Source organism: Streptomyces sp. NPDC058619 (genome assembly GCF_042717785.1).
GTDB lineage: Bacteria > Actinomycetota > Actinomycetes > Streptomycetales > Streptomycetaceae > Streptomyces.
On the sequence record NZ_JBHXQN010000015.1, the window covers coordinates 153,137 to 174,843 of the forward strand.

14 protein-coding genes are annotated in these 21,707 nt (G+C 71.8%); 7 read left to right on the plus strand and 7 right to left on the minus strand.

Annotated features, from left to right (window positions below; translation table 11 throughout):
• Positions 1 to 68: 68 nt before the first annotated feature.
• Both ACFWTC_RS17730 and ACFWTC_RS17735 read left to right on the plus strand, forming a co-directional pair.
• Positions 69 to 1,955: an HSP90 family protein gene (locus ACFWTC_RS17730; protein ID WP_384027755.1), complete on the plus strand. Its 1,887-nt coding sequence runs from the start codon at positions 69 to 71 to the stop codon at positions 1,953 to 1,955.
• Positions 1,952 to 4,984: a tetratricopeptide repeat protein gene (locus tag ACFWTC_RS17735; RefSeq protein WP_384027756.1), complete on the plus strand. Its 3,033-nt coding sequence runs from the start codon at positions 1,952 to 1,954 to the stop codon at positions 4,982 to 4,984. Before ACFWTC_RS17730 ends, ACFWTC_RS17735 begins: the two co-directional genes overlap by 4 nt.
• Before the next feature lie 49 nt (positions 4,985 to 5,033).
• On the opposite strand, the gene ACFWTC_RS17740 is transcribed toward ACFWTC_RS17735, so the two are convergent.
• Entirely contained in the window at positions 5,034 to 5,939 is a 906-nt protein-coding gene (locus ACFWTC_RS17740) for an LLM class flavin-dependent oxidoreductase (protein WP_383926434.1), read from the minus strand.
• Between the two features lie 171 nt (positions 5,940 to 6,110).
• Here ACFWTC_RS17740 and ACFWTC_RS17745 point away from each other — a divergent pair, with 171 nt between their 5' ends.
• Entirely contained in the window at positions 6,111 to 7,016 is a 906-nt protein-coding gene (locus ACFWTC_RS17745; protein WP_383926432.1) for a Cof-type HAD-IIB family hydrolase, read from the plus strand.
• 39 nt (positions 7,017 to 7,055) lie between these two features.
• Here the strand turns inward: ACFWTC_RS17745 and ACFWTC_RS17750 are convergent, their stop codons facing one another.
• The 4 genes from ACFWTC_RS17750 to ACFWTC_RS17765 form a co-directional block, all read right to left on the minus strand.
• On the minus strand, positions 7,056 to 8,792 hold the full coding sequence (locus ACFWTC_RS17750; protein WP_384027758.1) for a GAF domain-containing sensor histidine kinase: 1,737 nt from the start codon (positions 8,790 to 8,792) through the stop codon (positions 7,056 to 7,058).
• Between the two features lie 23 nt (positions 8,793 to 8,815).
• Positions 8,816 to 12,367: a thiol reductant ABC exporter subunit CydD gene (cydD, locus tag ACFWTC_RS17755; RefSeq protein WP_383926426.1), complete on the minus strand. Its 3,552-nt coding sequence runs from the start codon at positions 12,365 to 12,367 to the stop codon at positions 8,816 to 8,818.
• 62 nt (positions 12,368 to 12,429) lie between these two features.
• Complete coding sequence (gene cydB / locus ACFWTC_RS17760; protein ID WP_383926423.1) at positions 12,430 to 13,431, minus strand: cytochrome d ubiquinol oxidase subunit II; 1,002 nt, start codon at positions 13,429 to 13,431, stop codon at positions 12,430 to 12,432.
• Between the two features lie 18 nt (positions 13,432 to 13,449).
• On the minus strand, positions 13,450 to 14,955 hold the full coding sequence (locus tag ACFWTC_RS17765) for a cytochrome ubiquinol oxidase subunit I (protein ID WP_383926420.1): 1,506 nt from the start codon (positions 14,953 to 14,955) through the stop codon (positions 13,450 to 13,452).
• Between the two features lie 183 nt (positions 14,956 to 15,138).
• Here ACFWTC_RS17765 and ACFWTC_RS17770 point away from each other — a divergent pair, with 183 nt between their 5' ends.
• Complete coding sequence (locus ACFWTC_RS17770) at positions 15,139 to 15,507, plus strand: cyclophilin-like fold protein (RefSeq protein ID WP_383926418.1); 369 nt, start codon at positions 15,139 to 15,141, stop codon at positions 15,505 to 15,507.
• A gap of 89 nt (positions 15,508 to 15,596) precedes the next feature.
• Here ACFWTC_RS17770 and hisC read toward each other — a convergent pair whose 3' ends face one another.
• Complete coding sequence (hisC, locus tag ACFWTC_RS17775; RefSeq protein WP_383926416.1) at positions 15,597 to 16,676, minus strand: histidinol-phosphate transaminase; 1,080 nt, start codon at positions 16,674 to 16,676, stop codon at positions 15,597 to 15,599.
• A gap of 361 nt (positions 16,677 to 17,037) precedes the next feature.
• Between hisC and ACFWTC_RS17780 the strand changes: the two genes are divergently transcribed.
• The 3 genes from ACFWTC_RS17780 (at position 17,038) to ACFWTC_RS17790 (ending at position 20,517) form a co-directional block, all read left to right on the plus strand.
• Entirely contained in the window at positions 17,038 to 18,153 is a 1,116-nt protein-coding gene (locus ACFWTC_RS17780) for a LacI family DNA-binding transcriptional regulator (RefSeq protein ID WP_383926413.1), read from the plus strand.
• A gap of 215 nt (positions 18,154 to 18,368) precedes the next feature.
• Positions 18,369 to 19,556: a metallophosphoesterase gene (locus tag ACFWTC_RS17785; protein ID WP_383926512.1), complete on the plus strand. Its 1,188-nt coding sequence runs from the start codon at positions 18,369 to 18,371 to the stop codon at positions 19,554 to 19,556.
• Positions 19,557 to 19,704: 148 nt separating this feature from the next.
• Positions 19,705 to 20,517, plus strand: coding sequence for a hypothetical protein (locus ACFWTC_RS17790; protein ID WP_383926410.1), 813 nt, complete (start codon positions 19,705 to 19,707; stop codon positions 20,515 to 20,517).
• Between the two features lie 78 nt (positions 20,518 to 20,595).
• On the opposite strand, the gene ACFWTC_RS17795 is transcribed toward ACFWTC_RS17790, so the two are convergent.
• Complete coding sequence (locus tag ACFWTC_RS17795) at positions 20,596 to 21,600, minus strand: aldo/keto reductase (protein WP_383926509.1); 1,005 nt, start codon at positions 21,598 to 21,600, stop codon at positions 20,596 to 20,598.
• Between the last annotated feature and the right edge of the window lie 107 nt (positions 21,601 to 21,707).

The window sequence follows — 21,707 nt, forward strand, 5'->3', positions numbered from 1 at the left end:
CCGGGATCTGTGAGGGGGGAACCTCGCGATCGCCGAACCACCCCTGAACGCACGCGAGGTGACGCCTTATGACGTCCACGTCCCCGTCCACGCCGCCCTCCTCGTCCGAGGCCCCGTCCGCGGACCCGTCCGCGCCCCACAGCTTCCAGGTCGATCTGCGCGGCCTGGTCGACCTCCTGTCCCACCACCTCTACTCCAGTCCGCGTGTGTACGTCCGCGAGCTGCTGCAGAACGCCGTGGACGCGGTCACCGCCCGCAACGCCCTCGACCCGGAGGCGGAGGTCCGCATCCGGCTGTCGGCGTCCGACGGGCGCGTGACCATCGAGGACAGCGGAATCGGCCTCACCTCCGAGGAGGCCCACTCCCTCCTGGCCACCATCGGCCGCAGCTCCAAGCGCGGCGGCGAGCACGGCCTGGAGGCCACCCGCCGGGAGTTCCTCGGACAGTTCGGCATCGGCCTGCTCGCCTGCTTCGTCGTGGCCCGTCAGATCCGCGTCGTCACCCGGTCCGCCCGCGACCCGCAGGCCGCGCCCGTCGAATGGCTGGCCACGGACGACGGCTCGTACACCATCCGCGAGCTACCCCGCTCGGCCCGCCCCGAGCCCGGCACCACCGTGGTCCTGGAAGCCCGGCCCGGCGCCACCGAATGGACCGTCCAGGCCAAGGTGGAGCAGCTGGCCCGCGACTACGGCTCCCTGCTGCCCCACGACATCACCTTCGACGACGGCCTCGGCGGCGAGCCCCGCCCCGTCACCGATCGGCCCGCCGTGTGGGACCGGCCCTTCCCGACCCCGGTCGCGCGCCGCGTAGCGCTCGCCGGGCACTGCGCGCAGCTCTTCGGTTTCACCCCGCTCGACACCATCGACCTCGACCTGCCGGTGGCCGGGGTGCGCGGAGTGGCGTACGTCCTCCCCGAACCCACCAGCCCCGCCCACCGGGCCGGACACCGCGTCCACCTCAAGGGCATGCTGCTGACCGACCGCGCCGACAACCTGCTGCCGGACTGGGCGTTCTTCGTCCGAGCCGTCCTCGACACGGACACGCTGCGGCCCACGGCGTCCCGCGAGAACCTCTACGACGACGAAACCCTCTCCGCCGTACGGGACGCCCTCGGCACCCGCATCCGCGGCTGGCTCGCCGAGCTCGCGGCGAGCGACCCGGAGCGGCTGGCCGCCTTCCTGCGCGTCCACCACCTCGGCGTGAAGTCCATGGCACGGCACGACTCCGAGCTGCTCGCCCTGATGCTGCCGTGGCTGCCGTTCGAGACCAGTGACGGCTCGATGAGCCTCGTGGAATTCACGGCTGCCCACACGGAGATCCACTTCACGCGCACCGTCGAGGAGTTCCGCCAGATCGCGCCGATCGCCGCGGCCCACGGCCTCGGCGTCATCAACGCCGGCTACACCTACGACGCGGACCTGCTGGCCCTCCTGCCCTCCGTACGCCCGGAGCTCAAGGTCACCGAGCTGGACGCCGGAGCCGTCACCGAACGCCTCGACCAGGTGCCGACCTCCGCCGAGCTGGCACTGGCCCCCTTCCTGGCCACCGCGCGCACCCGCCTGGAGCCCCTGGGCTGCGACGTGGTGCTGCGCGCCTTCCAGCCCGTCTCCGTACCCGCGCTCTACCTCGACGACCGCCAGGCGCGGCAGGAACGCGACCGGACCGCCGCGCTGGAGAGCGCCGACTCGCTGTGGAGCGGCATCCTCGGGGCGCTGCGGGGCTCCGCACCCCGGGCCCGGCTGGTCCTCAACCACAACAACCCGCTGGTCCGCCGGATCTCCACGCTCCCCGACGGGGAGCTGACCGGCACCGCCGTCGAATCGCTCTACGGGCAGGCCCTGCTGATGTCCCAGCGACCGCTGCGCCCCGCCGATTCCACCCTGCTCAACCGGGCCTTCCTCGGGCTCCTGGAATGGGCGACCCACTCCACCGACGCCGCGGAGGACCAGAAGTGACAACGACCCGTGAAGAGATCGAGCAGGGGCTGGCCCAGAACCGCGAAACGCCGAACGGCTCCGCGCGCAACGCACACGCCGAGGCCCTGGCCGGGGCAGCGGAGGCGAGCGGCGACCGGGCCCTGTTCCGCGAGACGCTCGACAACCTGATCAACGCCTACTTGTACAGCTCGGAGTCGTCGAAGATCCTGGTGCCCTTCGCCCGGCTGCTCCAGGAGTACGACAAGGACCCGGCCGCCTTCTCCGAGTGGGAGGCACACTCGCTGTTCTGGCAGTTCAAGTGGGTGGCCTCGGCGATCTCCGACTCCCCGGGCATCCCGCTGGAGTCGGCCGCCGGCTGGCTGGACGAGATGGAGCGCCGCTACCGGGTCGCGGGCTACAGCGAGCGTCCCGTACGCGAGGCCGAGCTGTGGCTCGCCCACACGACCGGCGACGACGCGCGCGCCGAGCGGGCCTTCGGGCGCTGGCTGGCGGCGGACCGCGACGACATGAGTGACTGTCAGGCCTGCGAGCTCAACAGCCAGGGGCAGTACGCCGTCCTGCACGGCGACGACGCCGAGGCCCTGGAGCTCTGGAAGCCGGTTCTGGCCGGTGATCTGACCTGCGCGGAGGAACCGCATCGGGTCCTGGCCACCTCGCTGCTGCCGCTGCTCCGGCTCGGCCGGGCCGACGAGGCCCGCTCCCACCACCTGCGCGGCTACCGCATGGCCCGCGGCAACGAGAGCCTGCTGCCGACGATCGGCAAGCACATCGAGTTCTGCGCGCTCACCGGGAACGAGTCCCGCGGCCTGGAGATCCTGGCCGAACACGCGGGCCACGTCGGCCCGCTCGCCAACGTCGACGACCAACTCGCCTTCCACGGCGGCATCCTGGTCCTGCTGCGCCGACTGGAGCAACTGGGACACGGCGGAAGCCCCGCCGCCCCCTACGAGGGAACCCCGCACACCGTCTCCGAGCTGTACGCGGTCCTGTACGCGGGCTGCCTCGACATCGCCAGGCGCTTCGACACCCGCAACGGCACCACCCGGATCTCGGACCGCTTCCTGGAGCGGATCGGACGCGAACCGCTGCTCGGGGTACTCCCGTTGGGGGTACGCAGTGCGGCGCTGCCGCGCGACGGGGCGGCGGCCGCTCCCGCACCCGCCCGGAAGCCCGGTTCCGCCGTGCCCGCAACCGCCTCCGGCTTCGAAGAGCTGGTCGAGCGGGCCCGGCGCGCCCGCGACCTGGGGCACCCGGGTACCGACGCGCTGTGGGCGGAGGTCGGCGTACGGCTGGACGCGCGGCCGGAGCCCGATCCACTGGTCTCGGCCGACCTGGCGGACCAACGGGCCCTGGCGGCCGCGCGACACGGGGCCGATGACGCCCCCGAGCTCCTGACGGCGGTGCGGGACGCATACCGGGCGCTCGGCCGGCCGGAGCGCGCCGCGCTGGCGGAGCTGCGGCTGGCCGGTGTGGCCGCCCGGTCCGGGGCGGCGCCCACGGAAATCCGGGCGTTGTTCCGGGTGGCGGCGCGGGCAGCGGAGGCGCTCGACCCCGCCGAGCCGTCGCGGACCCGGCGGATCGCCCTGGTGGAGCTTTCGGTGATCCGCGTGGAGTCCTACCTGCGCTCGCTCGAAGCGCCCCATGACCACGACCACGGCCATGACGGCATCCACGGCCACGGCGAGGTCGTGGCGGAGCTGGCGGACTTCGTCGCCGCCTACGCCGGCACGGTGCCCGACCTCGCCGCGGAGGCGGAGGAGATGCTGGGCCGCCTCGCCCTGTCCCAGGGCGACCCCGACCGGGCCGTGGTGCTGTTGGCTTCCGCCGCGGAGCGGGCGGTCGCGGCCGGTCGCCCCTGGCAGGCGGTGGAGCCGCTGTCACTGCGGGCGGGGGTGCTGATGTCGCTCGGCCGGCCGGAGGAGGCGGAGGCCGCCGCGCGTTCGGGTCTGGAGCACGCCTCCGAGGTCACCGACGCCGAGGCGCAGGGCGCCGTCCGGCTGACCCTCGCGGACGTCCTGCTGCGCCGCGGCGACGCGGTACGGGAGGCGGCCGGGCACGCCCTGTCCGGGGCCCACTGGTTCGACCAGGCCGGGCTCACCGCCGACGGCGGGGCCCAAGCGCGGCTGATGCTGGCGCGGGCGTACGCGCGGGACGGCCGCACCGCCGAGGCGGCCGAGGTACTGCAGTCGGCGCTGCCCGACCTGCTGGAGCACGGAGAGGAGCAGGTGGTGTCCGGGCGGGAGTTCCTGGGGGACCTCCTGCGCGAGCTCGGCGAGTCCCGTCCCGCGGCGGAGCAGTACCTGCTGGCGGCGGAGGCGGCCAAGGGCTGGGAGAACCCGCGCCCCCAGGCGCACCTGGCGCGTTCGGCCGCGGAGGCCCTCGCCGGCGCGGGCCTGGCCGTGGAGGCGACCGCCGCCTACGAGCGGGCCCTGGACCTGTACCGGCTGACCGGGGACGCTCCCGTCTCCGAGGTCCGCGTCCTGCGGTCCCTGGCCTGGCTGGGGCTGCGGGAGGAGGTCACGGACTCGGCGGTGGCCCGGGCGCGGGAGCTGATGGCCGAAGCCGCGGGGGTCCTGGAGACGGCCCTGGCCCCCGACCCGGACGACCGGGAGCTGAGGTCGGAACTCGCCCAGACCTGGCACCAGCTCGCGCAGGTGCTGGACCGCCGGGTCAGCGAGGACGCGGCGGCCGACGACACGGAGGACGACGCCGACACCGGGGAGGAAACCACGGCGGACGAGCCCGCTGCGCGCCCGGGGGCCGCGGAGAAGCTGGGCGACGCCCGGGTCGAGGCCCTGCGCGTCGAGGAGATCGAGCTGTGGGACCGGGCCGCGGCGCTCTACGCGGAGCTCGGACCGGACCACCTGCGGGACCGGTTCCAGTGCCTGAACAACGCCGCCTGGACGGAGCAGGAGCGGGGCCGCCCCGAAGCCGGCGGCGCCCGGGTCTCGGCCCTGGTCGACGAGGTGCGTGCCTGGCCCGAGGACGCCGTGCCCGACTGGCTGCTGCCCTCGGCGGAGCACCTGCTCAAGCAGTTGGCGAGCTGACGCCGGCACCGGCGCCGCTGCCCGTGGGGAGCGGCGCCGGTGGAGGCGTTCAGCCGTCCAGCTGAGCCGGGGCCTCGGTCGCGATGCGCTCGAAGACGGTCTCGTCGGCGGCGAAGTCGGATCCGGGGATCGGCGCGTGGATCACCAGCTCGGTGAAGCCCAGCTGCCGGTGCCGGCCCGCGAAGTCGACGAACGCGTCCACGGACTCCAGCAGCGTGTTGCGCTCGGGCGTGAAGCCGGTCAGCAGGACCTTCTCGATGGAATCGGGCTTCCGCCCGGCCTCCGCCAGGGCCTCGTCGAGCCGTCCCGCCTGACCGCGGAGGGCCTCCAGCGACTGGCCGGGGGTTCCCTCCTCGAAGAGCTTCGGGTCTCCGGTGGTCACCCACGCCTGCCCGTACCGGGCGGCGAGCTTCAGCCCGCGGGGCCCGGTCGCGGCGACCGCGAACGGCAGCCGGGGTGACTGCACGCAGCCGGGGATGTTGCGGGCCTCCTCGGCCGAGTAGAACGCTCCGCGTTCACTGACCGCCCCCTCGGTCAGCAGCCGGTCCAGCAGCGCCACGAACTCGGCGAAGCGGTCGGCCCGTTCACGCGGCGTCCAGGCCTCCTGCCCCAGAGCGGTCGCGTCGAAGCCGTTGCCGCCCGCGCCGATGCCGAGGGTGACCCGCCCGGCGGAGACGTCGTCCAGGCTGATGAGGTCCTTGGCGAGCGTCACCGGGTGGCGGAAGTTCGGGGAGGTGACGAGCGTCCCCAGCCGGATCCGCTCGGTCACCGCGGCGGCCGCGGTCAGGGTGGGCACCGCGCCGAACCAGGGAAGGTCCCGGAAGCCCCGCCAGGAGAGGTGGTCGTAGGTGTAGGCGGTGTGGAACCCGAGGCGCTCTGCCCGCTGCCACTGGTCGCGGCCACCCTCGTGCCATCGACGTACCGGAAGGATCACCGTACTCAGACGCAGACTCATGCGATCGAGCCTACGGGGCCGGACACGACGCCCGCACGTCACCCGCCAGTGGCCCCGGCCTCGGTACCTCGGTCGTGTTTCACGTGAAACACGGCCGCGGTACCGATGTTTCACGTGAAACACAGGCCACCCCGGCACGACCTTCCGATCATGGTCCGTCCGCTCGGGACCATGGGCGAAGATGGAGCCGTGACCTCGGCTTCCCAGTGCCCGGAAGGGCCCACCCTCGCGCCCCGGCTGATCGCCACCGACCTCGACGGCACGCTGCTGCGCGACGACAAGTCGCTCTCGCCGCGTACCGTCGCCGCGCTCGCCGCCGCGGAGGAGGCCGGGATCGAGGTGTTCTTCGTGACCGGACGTCCGGCGCGGTGGATGGGCGTGGTCAGCGACCACGTCCACGGCCACGGACTCGCGATCTGCGCCAATGGCGCAGCGGTGGTCGACCTCCACGCGGGACCGGAGTTCGTCCAGGTCAGGGCGCTTCCCCGGGAGGCGGCGAACTCCGTCGTACAGGCCCTGCGGGCCGCCGCGCCCGGCACGTCCTTCGCGGTCGAGCTGACCACCGGCATCAACTACGAGCCGGAGTACCCTCCGTTCTTCCAGGACCCCGGCGCCAAGGTCGCCACCGCCGAGAAGCTCCTGCACGAGGACACGGACGACAGCGCCGCACCCGTGCTCAAACTGCTCGCGCACCACACCGAACTCGACCCTGACGCGTTCCTGGCGCTGGCCCGCTCCGCCGCCGGCGCGTACGCGTCCATCACCCGCTCCAGTCCCACCTCCCTGTTGGAGATCAGCGGCCAAGGCGTCTCCAAGGCCAGCACCCTGGCCCTGTGCTGCGCCGAACGAGGCATCACCCCGGCGGAGGTCGTCGCCTTCGGCGACATGCCGAACGACGTGGAGATGCTCGGCTGGGCGGGCACCTCGTACGCGATGGGCAATGCCCACCAGGACGTGATCGCGGCCGCGTCCGGCCGTACGACCGCGAACAACGAGGACGGGGTCGCCGTCGTCATCGAGCGGATCCTGGCCGAGCGCATCGCTGCCATCACGGCGGCGGAGCAGCAGAACGCCTGATCGCGCCACCCGGTCTGGAACGCCTGACCGCGCACCCGTCTAGAGCGGGGCCTCCCACACCAGGGTGGTCCCGCCGCCGTCCTCGCCGATGCCGGGGCCGTACGAGCTCGCGCCGCCCAGCGACTCCGCCCGTCGGCGGAGGTTGCGCAGACCGCTGCGGCGGCCGCCCTCCGGAATGCCCACGCCGTCGTCGGCGACCTCCAGCCGCACCCCCGGCCGCCCGTCGGCCAGCGCGATCGTGGAGTCCACGACGACTTCGATCCGGGAGGCCTCCGCGTGCCGGAAGGCATTGGACAGGGCCTCACGGAGCGCGGCGATCAGGTTCTTGCCGACCAGCTCACCGACGACGGCGTCGATCGGTCCGAGGAAGCGGTGCGCGGGCTTGAAGCCCAGCGGCACCGCGGCCATGTTGATCTCCCGCAGCACCCGGGTACGCAGCCCCGAGGGCGCCTCCGCCGGACCCTGCTGGAGGGCGAAGATCGCCGTGCGGATCTCCTGGATGGTCACGTCCAGCTCGTCCACGGCCTTGCCCACACCGTCACGGACCTCCGGGACGATGGACCGGCGCTGGGCTCCCTCCAGCATCATCCCCGTGGCGAACAGCCGCTGGATGACCAGGTCGTGCAGATCGCGCGCGATGCGGTCGCGGTCCTCGAACACGGCGAGCCGCTCCCGGTCGCGCTGCGCCTCGGCCATCATCAGCGCGAGCGCCGCCTGCGAGGCGAACTGCGTGGCCAGGGTCCGCTCGGCCTCGGTGAACGGCCGCTGACCGCGGGCCCGGGGCGTGACCAGCGCCCCGAGCACCCGCCCGCCGCTGTGCAGGGGCAGCATCATGCAGGGGCCGTACTGGCTGGTCAGCCTGCTGACCATCCGCGGGTCGGAGGCCGCGTCGTCCACGAAGACGGCCTCTCCCTGGAGCAGCTTGTCCACCACCGGGCTCTCGGCCGGGACCACCACGCCGAGAGAGGTGGCCGGGTTGTCGGCGGAGACGGCTACGATCTCCATCCCGCCGTCCTCGGCCGGAAGCATGACGATCCCTGCGGAGGAGTCGGCCAGGCGGCGGGCCTGCTCCGCCACCACCGCGAGGGCGTCGTCCGCGTCCCCGCCGGACAGCAGCGCCGTGGTGACGGCCACCGAGCCGTCGATCCAGCGCTCGCGCTGGGTGGCGGCCTCGTACAGCCGGGCGTTGCCGATGGCGATGCCCGCCTCGGTGGCCAGCACCCGGACCATGTGGACGTCGTAGTCGTTGAACTCGCCCCCGCCGTTCTTCTCGGCGAGGTACAGATTGCCGAAGATCTCCCCCTGCACCCGGATCGGAACGCCGAGGAAGGTCTTCATGGGGGGATGGTGCTTCGGAAACCCGGCCGATCGCGGATCTTTGGTGAGATCGGCGAGGTGCACCGTGTCCGGGTGGGAGATCAGTGCCCCCAGCAGGCCCCGCTTCCCGTCCGGGCGGTGGCCGATCTTCCGGGCCGGCTCGGGACTGATCCCGAAGGTGACGAAGTCCGAGAGGCCCCGGCCCTCCGTGTCGACGACGCCGATCGCCGCGTAGCGGGCGTCCGCGAGCTCGGCCGCCGTCTCGCAGATGCGGTCCAGCGTGGAGTGCAGCTCGAGACCCGTACCGACCGACCTCATCGCCTCCAGCAGTTGGGGGACCCGGGCGGTGAGCTCGGTGGAGAGGCCTTGCAGACTCCTGGTGGCCCGGGTGGCGGCCTCCAGCGGGTCCGGCGTTCCGGATGATGCGTCCGGCGATTGCTGCGACTCCTGCGCTGACATGCCTTGAGACTAGTTAGTCCCTTTTACTGGGGAAAGTCGGCGGGCGTCCGGTCCGCCGCCCTCTCCCGTTCCAGCAGTCGCCGCAGCGGCCCGTCCACGGCGGCCAGCTCCGCATAGCCGCCACGCTGGGCGACCTCTCCGCGGTCGAGCACGAGCACCTCGTCGACGGCTTCCAGACCGGCCAGACGGTGCGTGATCAGCACGGTGGTACGGCCCTCGGTCGCTACCAGCAGGTCCGCCGTCAGTGCGTCCGCCGTCGCCAGGTCGAGGTGCTCGGCCGGCTCGTCGAGGACCAGGACGGGGAAGTCCGCGAGCAGCGCCCGGGCCAGGGCGAGGCGCTGGCGCTGGCCGCCCGAGATCCGCTCGCCGTGCTCGCCGACCAGGGTGTCCAGACCGTCCGGCAGACCGTCGGCCCACTCCAGCAGGCGAGCGGCGGCCAGTGCCTCCCGCAGCTCCTCCTCGCTCGCTCCGGTCCGGGCCAGCCTCAGGTTCTCCCGTACCGAGCTGTCGAAGATGTGGGCGTCCTGGGCGCACAGCCCCACGCGTGCCCGTACGTCGTCGCCGTCGAGCGCGCGCACGTCCGCGCCGCCCAGCGTGTACACCCCCTCGCGGGGGTCAAGGAACCGCAGCAGCACCTGGGCGAGGGTGGTCTTTCCGGAGCCCGAGGGGCCGACCACGGCGATGCGGCGCCCGGCCTCCAGGGTCAGGTCCAGTCCGCGCAGCGCGTCCCGCTCTTGGCCGGCGTGCCGGGCGGTGAGGCCCGTCAGCCGCAGGGGGAAGGGCGAGACGGGCGGCTCGGAGGCCCGCTCCGGCTCGGCGACCGGAACCGGCGCGTCGATCACCTCGTAGACCCGCTCGGCACTGCGGAGCACCCGCTGGCGGTACTGGACCGCGAGCGGAAGGCCGTTGACGGCCTCGAACGCGGCGAGGGGGGTGAGCACCGCGACGGCCATGGCCACCCCGGACAGCCGTCCGTCGTGGACCGCGTTCGCGGCGGCGGCCGCGGCGGCCACCACGGTGAGTCCGCAGATCAGGGCCGACAGCCCGCTGCCCAGCCCGGTCGCGGCGGCGCCACGGGCGGCGATGCGCGTGAGGACGCCGTCGCTCTCGCGGGTCCGGCCCTTGCGCTCCTCCAGCGCCCCGGCGACGGTCAGCTCCGCGGTACCGGTGAGGAGGTCGGCCACCCGGGTGGCGAGCTCGCCCCGGGCCGGCGCGAGCCGGCGCTCGGCCCGGCGGGCGGTCGCCCCGCTGATGAGCGGCACCCCGATCCCGGCGGCGAGGAGGCCGACGGCCAGGACGGCTCCGGCCTCGGGCAGGAGCCAGGCGGTGAAGGCGACCGAGCCGGTTCCCACGAGCACCGCGGTGCCGACCGGGAGGAGCCAGCGCAGCCAGTAGTCCTGCAAGGCGTCGGCGTCGGCGACCAGCCGGGCCAGCAGGTCCCCGCGCCGGTGCTCGCGCAGCCCGGCGGGGGCGATTCGCTCCAGCCGCCGGTACACCGAGACCCGCAGGTCGGCGAGCATCCGCAGCACGGCATCGTGCGAGACGAGCCGCTCGGCGTACCGGAAGACGGCCCGCCCCATCCCGAAGGCACGGGTGGCGGTGACAGCCACCATCAGATACAGCACGGGCGGCTGTTCGGAGGCCCGTGAGATCAGCCACCCGGACACGGCCATCAGGCCCACGCTGCACCCGACGGCCAGGGCCCCGAGCAGCAGGCCGAGCCGGAAGCGCCCCTGCCATGCCCTGGCCACCGCCCGCACCCGGCGCAGCGGGTCCGTCCCGCCCGAGTCGGTTCCGCCCCCGGCCCGCACCCGCTCGGGCGCGGCGCCGAGGATCCACTCACCGGCGTCCGGATCGGAGGCCGGCGGCCCGGCCTCCGTCCCGACCCCGACCCGAGGGGCCGCGGTCCGGGGGAGGGGCCGCGCCGGAGCGCCCGCGGCCGCCATCGGGACCACGCGGTCCGCGACGGCGAGCAGCGCCGGGCGGTGCACCACCAGCAGCACGGTGCGGCCCGCGGCGAGCCGGCGTACGGCGTCCACCACCGCAGCCTCGGTCTCGCCGTCCAGCGCGGCGGTCGGCTCGTCCAGCAGCAGGACGGGCCGGTCCGCCAGGAACGCCCGCGCCAGGGCCAGGCGCTGGCGCTGCCCGGCGGACAGCCCCGCGCCGCCCTCGCCCAGCGCGGTCCGTACTCCGAGGGGGAGGGCGGCCACGAACTCCGCTGCCCCGGCGTTGTGCAGCGCTTCGGCCACATCGGCTTCGGAGGCCTCTGGGCGGGCCAGCCGCACGTTCTCGGCGATCGTTCCGGCGAACAGGTGCGGGCGCTGCGGCACCCAGGCGATCCGCTCGCGCCACTGGGCACGCGACAGCTCGGCCAGGTCCACGCCCGCGACCCGGACCCGGCCGACGGTGGGTTCCACGAATCCCAGCAGCACCTGGAGGAGCGTGGACTTCCCCGCCCCGCTCAGGCCGGTGAGGGCGACGACCTCGCCCGGCCCGACGGTCAGGGAGACCGGGCCGGGGGAATCCTCGCCGCGGCCCTCGTACCGGACGGCGACCCCGTCGATCTCGATCCGCAGCGGGGCACCGGCGGGCAGGAGGGCCCCGCCGCCCGGGTGCGCGTCGGACCTCTCCAGGACCTCGAAGATCTGCTCCGCGGCTGCCAGGCCCTCCGCGGCCGCGTGGTACTGCGCACCCACCTGCCGCAGCGGGAGGTAGGCCTCGGGGGCCAGGATCAGGATGACCAGGCCGGTGTAGAGGTCGAGCTCGCCGTGGACCAGCCGCATGCCGATGGTCACGGCCACCAGAGCCACCGACAGGGTGGCGAGCAGTTCCAGCGCGAAGGAGGAGAGGAAGGCGATGCGCAGGGTCCGCATCGTGGCGCGCCGGTAGTCGTCGGTGATCGCGCGGATCGACTCGGCCTGCGCCTTCGCCCGGCCGAACACCTTCAGGGTCGGCAGCCCGGCCACCACGTCGAGGAAGTGCCCCGACAGCCGGGACAACATCCGCCACTGGCGGTCCATCCGGGACTGGGTGGCCATACCGATGAGGATCATGAACAGGGGGATCAGGGGGAGCGTGACCACGATGATGGCGGCCGAGACCCAGTCCTCGGTGATGATCCGGGCCAGCACCGCCACCGGCACCACCACCGCGAGCCCCAGCTGTGGCAGGTAGCGCGAGAAGTAGTCGTCGAGGGCGTCCACGCCCCGGGTGGCCAGCGCCACCAGCGAGCCCGTCCGCTGCTTGTCGATCCGGCCGGGCCCCAGGTCTGCGGCCCGCTCCAGCAACTGCCCCCGCAGCTCGGATTTGACCGCCGCGCCCGCCCGGTGCGCGGCCAGCTCGGTCAGCCAGGCCACCAGGGCCCGTCCGAGGGCCACTGCTGCCAGGAGCAGCAGCGGGGTCCTGAGCGCCGCGCCGTCCAGACCGTCCTCGAAGGCGCCGACCACAATCTCGGCCATCAGCATCGCCTGACCGACGACCAGCCCCGCCCCGGCGAGGCCCAGGACCACCACCGCCCCGAGGAAGAGGCGGGTGGAGCGGGCGTACCGGAGCAGGCGCGGGTCGATCGGTTTCACGTGAAACATCCCCAGGGGCAGGGTCAGGCAGGCAGGTGGGCCGGAGTCGGGCTCCGAGGTGCTCAGTGCACGTCGACGATGTGCTGCGTACCGATCCGCTTGCGGAACACCCAGTACGTCCAACCCTGGTAGAGCAGGACAAGCGGAGTGGCCACGCCCGCGCACCAGGTCATGATCTTCAGGGTGTACGCGCTGGACGAGGCGTTGGTGACCGTGAGGTTCCAGGCGTCGTTCAGCGAGGACGGCATGACGTTCGGGAAGAGGGTCAGGAAGAGCATCGCCACGGCCGCCGCGATGGTGATGCCGGACAGGGCGAACGACCATCCCTCGCGACCTGCCAGGTTGAGGCCCAGGGCCCCGAGCAGGGCGAGCACTGCGACGGCCATCGCGATCAGGCTCTTGCCGTCACCCCGCGAGACCTGGGTCCAGATCAGGAAGACCAGGGCCAGCACGGCGGTGACGGCTCCCAGCCGGGTGGCCAGCCGGCGCGAGCGGACCCGGATGTCACCGACCGTCTTCAGCGAGGTGAAGACCGCGCCGTGGAAGGTGAACAGGGTGAGGGTGACCAGGCCGCCGAGGATCGAGTACACGTTGAGCAGGTCGAGGAAGGTGCCGACGTACTCCTTGTGCTCGTCGATCTTCACGCCCCGCACGATGTTGGCGAACGCCACGCCCCAGAGGAACGCCGGGATCAGCGAGGTCCAGAAGATCGCGTGCTCCCAGTTGGTCTGCCACTTGTCCTCGGGGCGCTTGTGCCGGTACTCGAAGGCAACGCCGCGGATGATGAGGCAGACCAGGATGAGCAGCAGCGGCAGGTAGAACCCGGAGAAGAGGGTGGCGTACCAGTCGGGGAAGGCGGCGAAGGTCGCGCCGCCGGCGGAGAGCAGCCAGACCTCGTTGCCGTCCCACACGGGCCCGATCGTGTTGATCAGGACTCGCTTCTCCGTACGGTTGCGGGCGAGCAGCTTGGTCAGGACGCCGACTCCGAAGTCGAAGCCCTCCAGGAAGAAGTAGCCGATCCACAGGACGGCGATGAGCACGAACCAGACGTCGTGGAGTTGCATGATGTGGACTCCTCAGCCTCAGTACGAGAAGGCCATCGGCCGGTCGGGGTTCTTGTCGTCCCCGCCGATCTTGGTCGGCGGGTTGAGGTCGGCTTCGGTGAGTTCGGGCGGGCCGGCCTTGACGTACTTGACGAGGAGCTTGACCTCGATGACCGCCAGCACGGCGTACAGGAGGGTGAAGCCGATCATCGAGGTGAGGACCTCGCCCTGGGAGACGTTCGGCGAGACGGCGTCCCGGGTGCGCAGGACCCCGTAGACCACCCACGGCTGGCGGCCCATCTCGGTGAAGATCCAGCCCCAGGAGTTGGCGATGAGCGGGAAGCCCATCGTCCAGAGGGCGACGACCCAGTACAGGTCGGCGAAGCGGGGGCTCAGGGCCTTCCTGAAGAGGACCAGGTGCGGGACCTCGTCCTCACCGGTCCGCAGGCCCGGCGGCAGCAGGAACTTCTTGCGGGTCAGCCACAGTCCCAGTGCTCCGATGCCGAGGGAGGCCATGCCGAAGCCGATCATCCAGCGGAAGCCCCAGTAGGCGACGGCGATGTTCGGCCGGTAGTCGCCGGGCCCGAACTTCTCCTGCTGTGCCTTGTTGACGTCGTTGATGCCGGGGACGAAGGAGGTGAAGTCGTCGTTGGCCAGGAACGAGAGCAGGCCGGGGATCTCGATGGCGACCTTGTTGTGGCCCTTGTCGACGTCTCCGTACGCGAAGACCGAGAAGGGTGCGGGCGCCTCTCCGTCCCAGAGCGCCTCGGCGGCGGCCATCTTCATGGGCTGCTGCTTGTACATGACCTTGCCGAGCAGGTCGCCGCTGACGGCCGTGCCCATACCGGCGATGATCATGACGATCAGGCCGAGCCGCAGCGAGGAGCGCATCACCGGGATGTGCTTCTTGCGGGCCAGGTGGAAGGCGGCGATGCCGGCCATGAACGCGCCGCCGACCAGGAACGCGGCCGTGATGGTGTGGAAGAACTGGGTGAGCGCGGTGTTCTGGGTGAGCACCAGCCAGAAGTCGGTGAGCTCGGCCCGGCCCCGCTCAGCGTTGATGCGGTATCCGACGGGGTGCTGCATCCAGGAATTGGCCGCCAGGATGAAGTAGGCGGACAGGATGGTGCCGATGGACACCATCCAGATGCAGGCGAGGTGGATCTTCTTCGGCAGCTTGTCCCAGCCGAAGATCCACAGACCGATGAAGGTCGACTCGAAGAAGAAGGCGATCAGCGCCTCGAAGGCCAGCGGGGCCCCGAAGATGTCACCGACGAACCGCGAGTAGTCGGACCAGTTCATGCCGAACTGGAACTCCTGGACGATGCCGGTGACGACACCCATCGCGATGTTGATCAAGAAGAGCTTGCCCCAGAACTTCGTGGCCCTGAGGTACTTCTCCTTCTCGGATCGCACCCACGCGGTCTGCAGGCCGGCCGTGAGCGCGGCGAGCGAGATCGTCAGCGGGACGAAGAGGAAGTGATAGACGGTGGTGATGCCGAACTGCCATCGCGCCAGGGTTTCCGGCGCCAAAGCGAGGTCCACGTCATCTCCTTCGGCCGTGAGGGACAGCGGCGTTTGCCTTGTGCATCCCACTCGACTCGGGAGGAAGCGGGACACGCTTGTGAACGCGTTCACATTCACAAGCATTATGTCCTACTGCATTTCGGATCTCCGAAGGGGGGGTGCCTCTAGCCAACGACTTCAACAGATTGTTGAATGCGGCCCATGCAGATACGAATCTCCTGGCCCGCCGGCCAGCTCACGGCGACCCTGGACGAGACCCCGACCAGCAAGGCGCTGGCCGAGGCCCTTCCGATCTCCGCCTCCGCCAATCTCTGGGGCGAGGAGGTCTACTTCGACACCGGCGTATCCGTGGCCCTGGAGCACGACGCCCGGCAGGTCGTGGACCCCGGCACGATCGCCTTCTGGACCGAGGGCGACGCGCTCGCGCTCCCCTACGGACCCACACCCGTATCGCGCGGCGGCGAGAGCCGCCTGGCGAGCCCGTGCAACGTCCTCGGCTCGTTCGACGGCGACCCCCGCCTGCTGTCCACCGTCCGCGAGGGCGACCCCGTCCGCGTGGAACTCGCCTAGCGAACGGGTCCGGCCCGACCGTCCGGGCGCAACCGGCACACCGGCCCGCGCGCCGGCCGGCGAACCGGCCGGCGAACCGGCCGCCCCGCCTACAGCTCCTTGAAGAACGCCCCCGCCGTGTGCAGGAAGAGGTCGTTCGCCTCGGTCTCACCGATCGTGACCCGCAGGCCCTCACCCGCGAAGGGCCGGACCACCACACCGGCTTTCTCGCAGGCCGCCGCGAAGTCGGCGGTCCGCTCCCCCAGGCGCATCCACACGAAGTTCGCCTGCGTGTCCGGGACCGTCCAGCCCTGCGCGAGAAGCGTCTCGTGCACCCGGGCGCGCTCGCCCACCAGCGACCCGACCCGGCCCATCAGCTCGTCCTCGGCGCGCAGCGAGGCCACCGCCGCGTCCTGGGCGAGCTGGCTGACCCCGAAGGGCACCGCCGTCTTGCGCAGCGCCGCGGCCACCGGCTCGTGCGCCACCGCGAAGCCGACGCGCAGGCCGGCCAGCCCGTACGCCTTGGAGAACGTACGCAGCACGGCGACGTTCGGGCGGTCGCGGTACAGCTCGATGCCGTCCGGCACGTCCGTGTCGCGCACGAACTCGCGGTACGCCTCGTCCAGCACCACCAGGATGTCCGAGGGCACCCGGTCCAGGAACCGCTCCAGCTCGGCGCGGCGCACCGCGGTGCCGGTGGGGTTGTTGGGGTTGCAGACGAAGATCAGCCGGGTCCGCTCGGTGATCGCGTCGGCCATCGCGTCCAGGTCGTGCACGTCACCGTCGGTCAGCGGTACCTCCACGGAGGTCGCACCCGAGATCCGCACGATGATCGGGTAGGCCTCGAAGGAGCGCCACGCGTAGATGACCTCGTCGCCCGGGCCGGCGGTCGACTGGATCAGCGACTGGGCCACCCCCACCGAGCCCGTGCCGGTGGCGATGTGCTCGACCGGCACCCCGAACCGATCCGCGAGCTCGTTCACGAGCCCGGTGCAGGCCATGTCCGGGTAGCGGTTGAAGTTCCCGGCCGCGGCGACCGCGCTCTCCAGCACCCCGTGCAGGGGCGGGTACGGGTTCTCGTTCGACGACAGCTTGTACGCGACGGCTCCGCCCGCGGCCGCCGGCTTGCCGGGCTTGTATGTCGGAATGCCGTCCAGCTCGGCGCGCAGCTTCGGGCTCTTCTCGCTCACCGCAGGTCCTCCTCGACCGTCCCGTACGACGTCGCCGTCGACTCAATACTGCTCACCTTATGAGGATTCCTCGCTCCCGAGAATGGGGGCGCCTGGAATGCGGGGGAGCGCGCGCATATATGCGCGCGCCGGTGGCCTGCGCCGTGGCGCGCATCCCTCGTGCAGGTGAGTTGAGACCGGTCCGAGACCACACCGTTTTGGCATGCCCGGTCCCGCCGACAAGCGCCCCACCCTCCCTTTGTCTTCAAATGCCTTCATTTCCAAGGTCATTAGGGGTGGCGAACCATGCAGAAACGTGCCTGTCAACGCGTGCATATGCACCCGGACCACCCGCCCCGCCGAGCCCTACTATCGGCTCGCCATGACAGCAGCAGGGAAGCATCAGGTGAGCCGGACCGAGACCACCCGGCGACCGGCCGGCCGACAGGGCCGGGCCGGCATCAGGGACGTGGCCGCCGCGGCGGGCGTCTCCATCACGACCGTCTCCGACGCGCTCAATGGCAAGGGGCGGCTGCCGGACGCCACCCGCCGCCACGTCCGCGAGGTCGCCGACCGGCTGGGCTACCGCCCGTCGGCCGCGGCCCGAACCCTCCGTACCGGAAAGTCCGGCCTGATCGGTCTGACCGTGACGACGTACGGGGATGAACCTTTCACCTTCACCGAATTCGCCTACTTCGCCGAGATGGCCAGGGCCGCGACCTCAGCAGCGCTCGCGCGCGGCTACGCCCTCGTCATCCTCCCCGCCACCTCCCGACACGACGTGTGGTCCAACGTCGCCCTCGACGGCACCGTCGTCATCGACCCCTCCGACCACGATCCCGTCGTCACCGAACTGGTCCGCCAGGGCCTGCCCGTCGTCTCCGACGGCCGCCCGGCAGGCTCCCTCCCCGTCACCGCCTGGGTCGACAACGACCACGAGGCGGCCGTACTCAACCTGCTCGACCACCTCGCCGCCGCCGGCGCCCGCCGGATCGGACTCCTGACCGGCACCACCACCGACACCTACACCCGGCTCTCGACCACCGCTTACCTGAGCTGGTGCGAGCGGGTCGGCCAGGACCCCGTCTACGAGTCCTACCCCGCCCACGACCCGTGCGCGGGCGCCGTCGCCGCCGACCGGCTCCTCGCCCGCCCGGACCGGCCCGACGCCGTGTACGGGCTCTTCGACCCCAACGGCACCGATCTCCTCGCCGCCGCCCGGCGGTACGGCCTGCGCGTCCCCGAGGACCTGCTGCTCGTCTGCTGCAGCGAGTCCACCGTGTACGCCAACACCGAACCGCCCATCACCACGCTCTCCCTCAAACCGCGCCGCATCGGCACCGCCGTCGTGCAGCTGCTGATCGACGCGATCGAGGGGGTCGACACCGGCCGCCCCGTCGAACAGGTCGTCCCGACCGAACTGATCATCCGGACCTCTTCGCAGCGCAGGCAGCCCCGCACCACCGTCAGCCCACCCCGTTCACCGGCCCAGGACTGACCTCCGCACCGCCTCGAAACGCGACCGAAGGCCCCGTCAAAGATTTCACCCACACCGATATGGGGAGAAAACGGTAGGAAGGATCGGCTCCGGTAAGGATTCACCACCCCTGGTGCGTCACAGAGCGCGAGCCGCATTCCTATGATGGGCGCACGACATCACGGACCCTCCTCCCCGGAGGTCAGGAGGGTCCGCAGGTGTACGACAGCGCGACGGTGGTGGAGGGGTCGATGACTCAGGGGGCCGGTCAGGGACCCGCGATGCGGACGGAGACGCTGCGGGACTTCCGAGTTCCGGTCACCGAGCCCGCCCCGTACGAGGTGTCCAAGGGGTTTGCCGCAGAGCAACCCGTCTACGGCTCGTACCCCGCGTACTACGGCGACCGGGCCGCGCCCACAGGAGCCGCGCCCGCAGGCACCGTGCCCGGACCGGCGATGTCCCACGAGCCCGAGCCGGAGGATCCCGAGGGCTACACGCCGACCCAGCGCGACCTGCCCGTCATAGGGCGCGGCGCGGCAGGCGGCCCCGGGGACACCGTCCAGATCCACTACGTCCCCCAGGAGACCGCTCCCGGCGGTCCCGGGCCGCTCTACGTGGTCGGTGACGTCCACGGCTACCTGGACGAGCTCGTCACCGAACTCGGCGCCCAGGGCCTGATCGACGCGGAACGCCGCTGGTCCGCCGGGAACGCCCGGCTCTGGTTCCTCGGCGACTTCACCGACCGCGGACCCGACGGCATCGGCGTCATCGACCTCGTCATGCGACTGTCCGCCGAGGCGGCCGCCGCCGGCGGCTACTGCAAGGCGCTCATGGGCAACCACGAGCTCCTGCTCATCGGCGCGAAGCGGTTCGGCGACACCCCCGTCGCCTCCGGCGCCGGCACCGCCACCTTCCAGGCCGCCTGGTTGCTCAACGGCGGCCAGCGCACCGACATGGAGCGCCTGCAGGACGTGCACCTGCAGTGGATGTCGCGGCTGGACGCGGCCGTCCTGGAAGAGGACCACCTGCTGCTGCACTCCGACACCACGGCCTACCTCGACTACGGCGACTCGATCGAGGACGTCAACGACACCATCCACGAGCTGCTCAACCGCAACGACGCCGACATCACCTGGGACCTGTTCCGCAAGTTCACCAAGCGGTTCGCCTTCCGCGACGAGGACACGGGCCCCCAGGCCGTACGCGAACTGCTCGGCACCTACGGCGGCAGCCGCGTCGTCCACGGCCACAGCCCGATCCCCTACCTCCTCGGCGAAGTGGGCACGGAGGACGGCGACTCGGCCCGCGGACCCGAGGCGGTGGACGGCCCGCACGTGTACGCCGAAGGCCTCGCCATCGCCATGGACGGCGGGGTGACGATGGCGGGCAAACTACTGGTCGTGCAACTTCCTTTGAACAACTGAGCGTTACCGCGGCAGGCTATTTCCGGAAAGCCCCTGTCAACCGGTGGCGTGGGCCCTCTACCATCGCTCTATCCGTAGCAGGCTCTCCTCCGTTTGTGCCGGCGCCCGGGTCTACGCGGGCATACCGGCTTCTACGGAGCATCGGGGGATGCACATGACCAGCGCTCCGCACCTGCTGACCGAAGACCGACCGGAATTCGAGCGCCTCCTCGACGAGGCGCTGCGCACAGCACCCGAGCGTCCCGAGCTCGCCACCCTTGGCGAGCGACTGAACGCCGAACAGCTGCGCACCATGGCCATGGGGGCCAGTGCGCTGCTGTCGGCCGCCGCCGCGGCCGAATACGACCACTACGTCAAGGTCCGCGCGGAACGGCGCGACGAGCTGCTCTCCACCCCGGGATCATCGGGTGAGGACATCGGCGGACAGGGCGAAGACGGCGCCGGAGCAGGCGCCGTCATCGCGGTCCTCGCACCGGTACTGGCGGGCACCGCCATGCTGATCTTCCTGCTCGTGGGCTACAGCCTGAAGATGATCGAGCCGGAACCCGCCTTCGCCGCAACCATGCTGACGGCGGGTTGGCTCTTCGGTGCGCTCACCGTGGCCGGCCTGCTGTGCGCCGTGATCGCCCTGTTGGTGACCGCCGTCCGCAACAGCTCCACCGAGGTCGTGGCCGACGAGTCCGAGACGGTGCCCGACGAGGTGGCCCGGGCGCGCGAGGCCTGGCGTCACGCACTGCTGGAGCGCGGCATCATGCCGTTCCTCCGGGACGCGCTCGCCGACCCGAGTGCGGGTCCGGGCTTCCCGCTCCCGCGCGGGCGCGGCACCCGCATTCCCAGCCTCGGCTACACGGCTCCCGATTTCACCAGTCCGGGCGCCCCTGCCGAGGGGCCCGCGCCCGGCTACTCGCCCCCGGACTTCACGAGCCCGGACTTCGGCGGACCGGAGCACGACCCGAAGTGACGCGTCCGCCCTTCGCGGGCCGTCCCCACCACGCCTCCTGTTTCACGTGAAACATCGGCCCGGAGGGGACGGCGCCCGCTAGCCCGCGGCCCGTTCCCCCAGCGGTCGCCTCCGCCGGGCGGGGTCGGTCAAGGACGGCGGGCGCCATACCCCGTCCGGCTGGTAGTGGTTTCGGCCCGGGGGGACGATCTCGTCGATCCGGTCGAGCACCGCGTCGTCCAGCACCAGCCCGGCCCCCTTGACCAGTGCCTGCAGCTGGTCCATGGTCCGCGGCCCGATGATCACGGACGTGACGGCGGGGTGCGCCACCGGGAAGGCGACAGCGAGTTCCGGCAGGGTGCAGCCGATGGACTCGGCCAGCGCCACCAGCTCCTCCACGGCCTCCAGCTTCGCGACATTGCCTGCGATCGCCGGGTCGAAGCGCGCGGGCGTCAGCGCAGCCCGTCCGGAGGTCAGGTCGACGGGTTCCCCCAGGCGGTACCTGCCGCTGAGGAACCCGGAGGCGAGCGGGCTCCACGTCAGTACGCCCATCCCGTACCGCTGGGCGACCGGCAGGACATCGGACTCGATCCCTCGGGCCAGCAGTGAGTACGGGGGCTGCTCGGTACGGAACTGCGCCAGCGCACGCCGCTCGGCGGTGTGGTGCGCCTCGACGAGCTCTTCGGCAGGGAAGGTGGAACAGCCGAACGCCCTGATCTTCCCGGCACGGACGAGGTCGCCGAGGACGGACAGGGTCTCCTCGATGTCCGTCGTGTGGTCGGGGCGGTGCACCTGGTAGAGGTCGATCCACTCGGTGTCCAGCCGCCGCAGGCTGTCCTCGACGGCGCGGACGATCCAGCGCCGCGAGTTGCCGCTGCGGTTGCGGCCCTCACCGGGCTGCCCCTCGCCCATGTGGAAGTGGACCTTCGTGGCGAGTACCACCTCGTCCCGCCGGCCTTTGAGCGCTTTGCCGACGATCTCCTCGGACTCCCCGGCGGAGTACATGTCCGCGGTGTCGACGAAGTTGATGCCCTGGTCGAGTGCGGCGTGGATGATCCGTCCGCAGTCCCGGTGGTCCGGGTTGCCCACCGAGCCGAACATCATCGTGCCGAGACAGGGCGAGTTCAACCAGTCGTTGCAACGCCTGGCTGTTGTAGTGAGCGTAGCTGCTCCTCGAAGACCTCGGCTGGTGTCCGCCAACCGAGGCTCTT

What these genes read in the sequence shown, in the direction of transcription:
- ACFWTC_RS17750 (WP_384027758.1), bottom strand. Translation starts at nt 8,792, where the DNA reads ATGTCAGCGCAGGAGTCGCAGCAATCGCCGGACGCATCATCCGGAACG.
- ACFWTC_RS17790 (WP_383926410.1), top strand. Translation starts at nt 19,705, where the DNA reads ATGCACATGACCAGCGCTCCGCACCTGCTGACCGAAGACCGACCGGAA.
- ACFWTC_RS17740 (WP_383926434.1), bottom strand. Translation starts at nt 5,939, where the DNA reads ATGAGTCTGCGTCTGAGTACGGTGATCCTTCCGGTACGTCGATGGCAC.
- cydB (WP_383926423.1), bottom strand. Translation starts at nt 13,431, where the DNA reads ATGCAACTCCACGACGTCTGGTTCGTGCTCATCGCCGTCCTGTGGATC.
- ACFWTC_RS17795 (WP_383926509.1), bottom strand. Translation starts at nt 21,600, where the DNA reads ATGATGTTCGGCTCGGTGGGCAACCCGGACCACCGGGACTGCGGACGG.
- ACFWTC_RS17780 (WP_383926413.1), top strand. Translation starts at nt 17,038, where the DNA reads ATGACAGCAGCAGGGAAGCATCAGGTGAGCCGGACCGAGACCACCCGG.
- ACFWTC_RS17745 (WP_383926432.1), top strand. Translation starts at nt 6,111, where the DNA reads ATGGGCGAAGATGGAGCCGTGACCTCGGCTTCCCAGTGCCCGGAAGGG.
- ACFWTC_RS17730 (WP_384027755.1), top strand. Translation starts at nt 69, where the DNA reads ATGACGTCCACGTCCCCGTCCACGCCGCCCTCCTCGTCCGAGGCCCCG.
- ACFWTC_RS17770 (WP_383926418.1), top strand. Translation starts at nt 15,139, where the DNA reads ATGCAGATACGAATCTCCTGGCCCGCCGGCCAGCTCACGGCGACCCTG.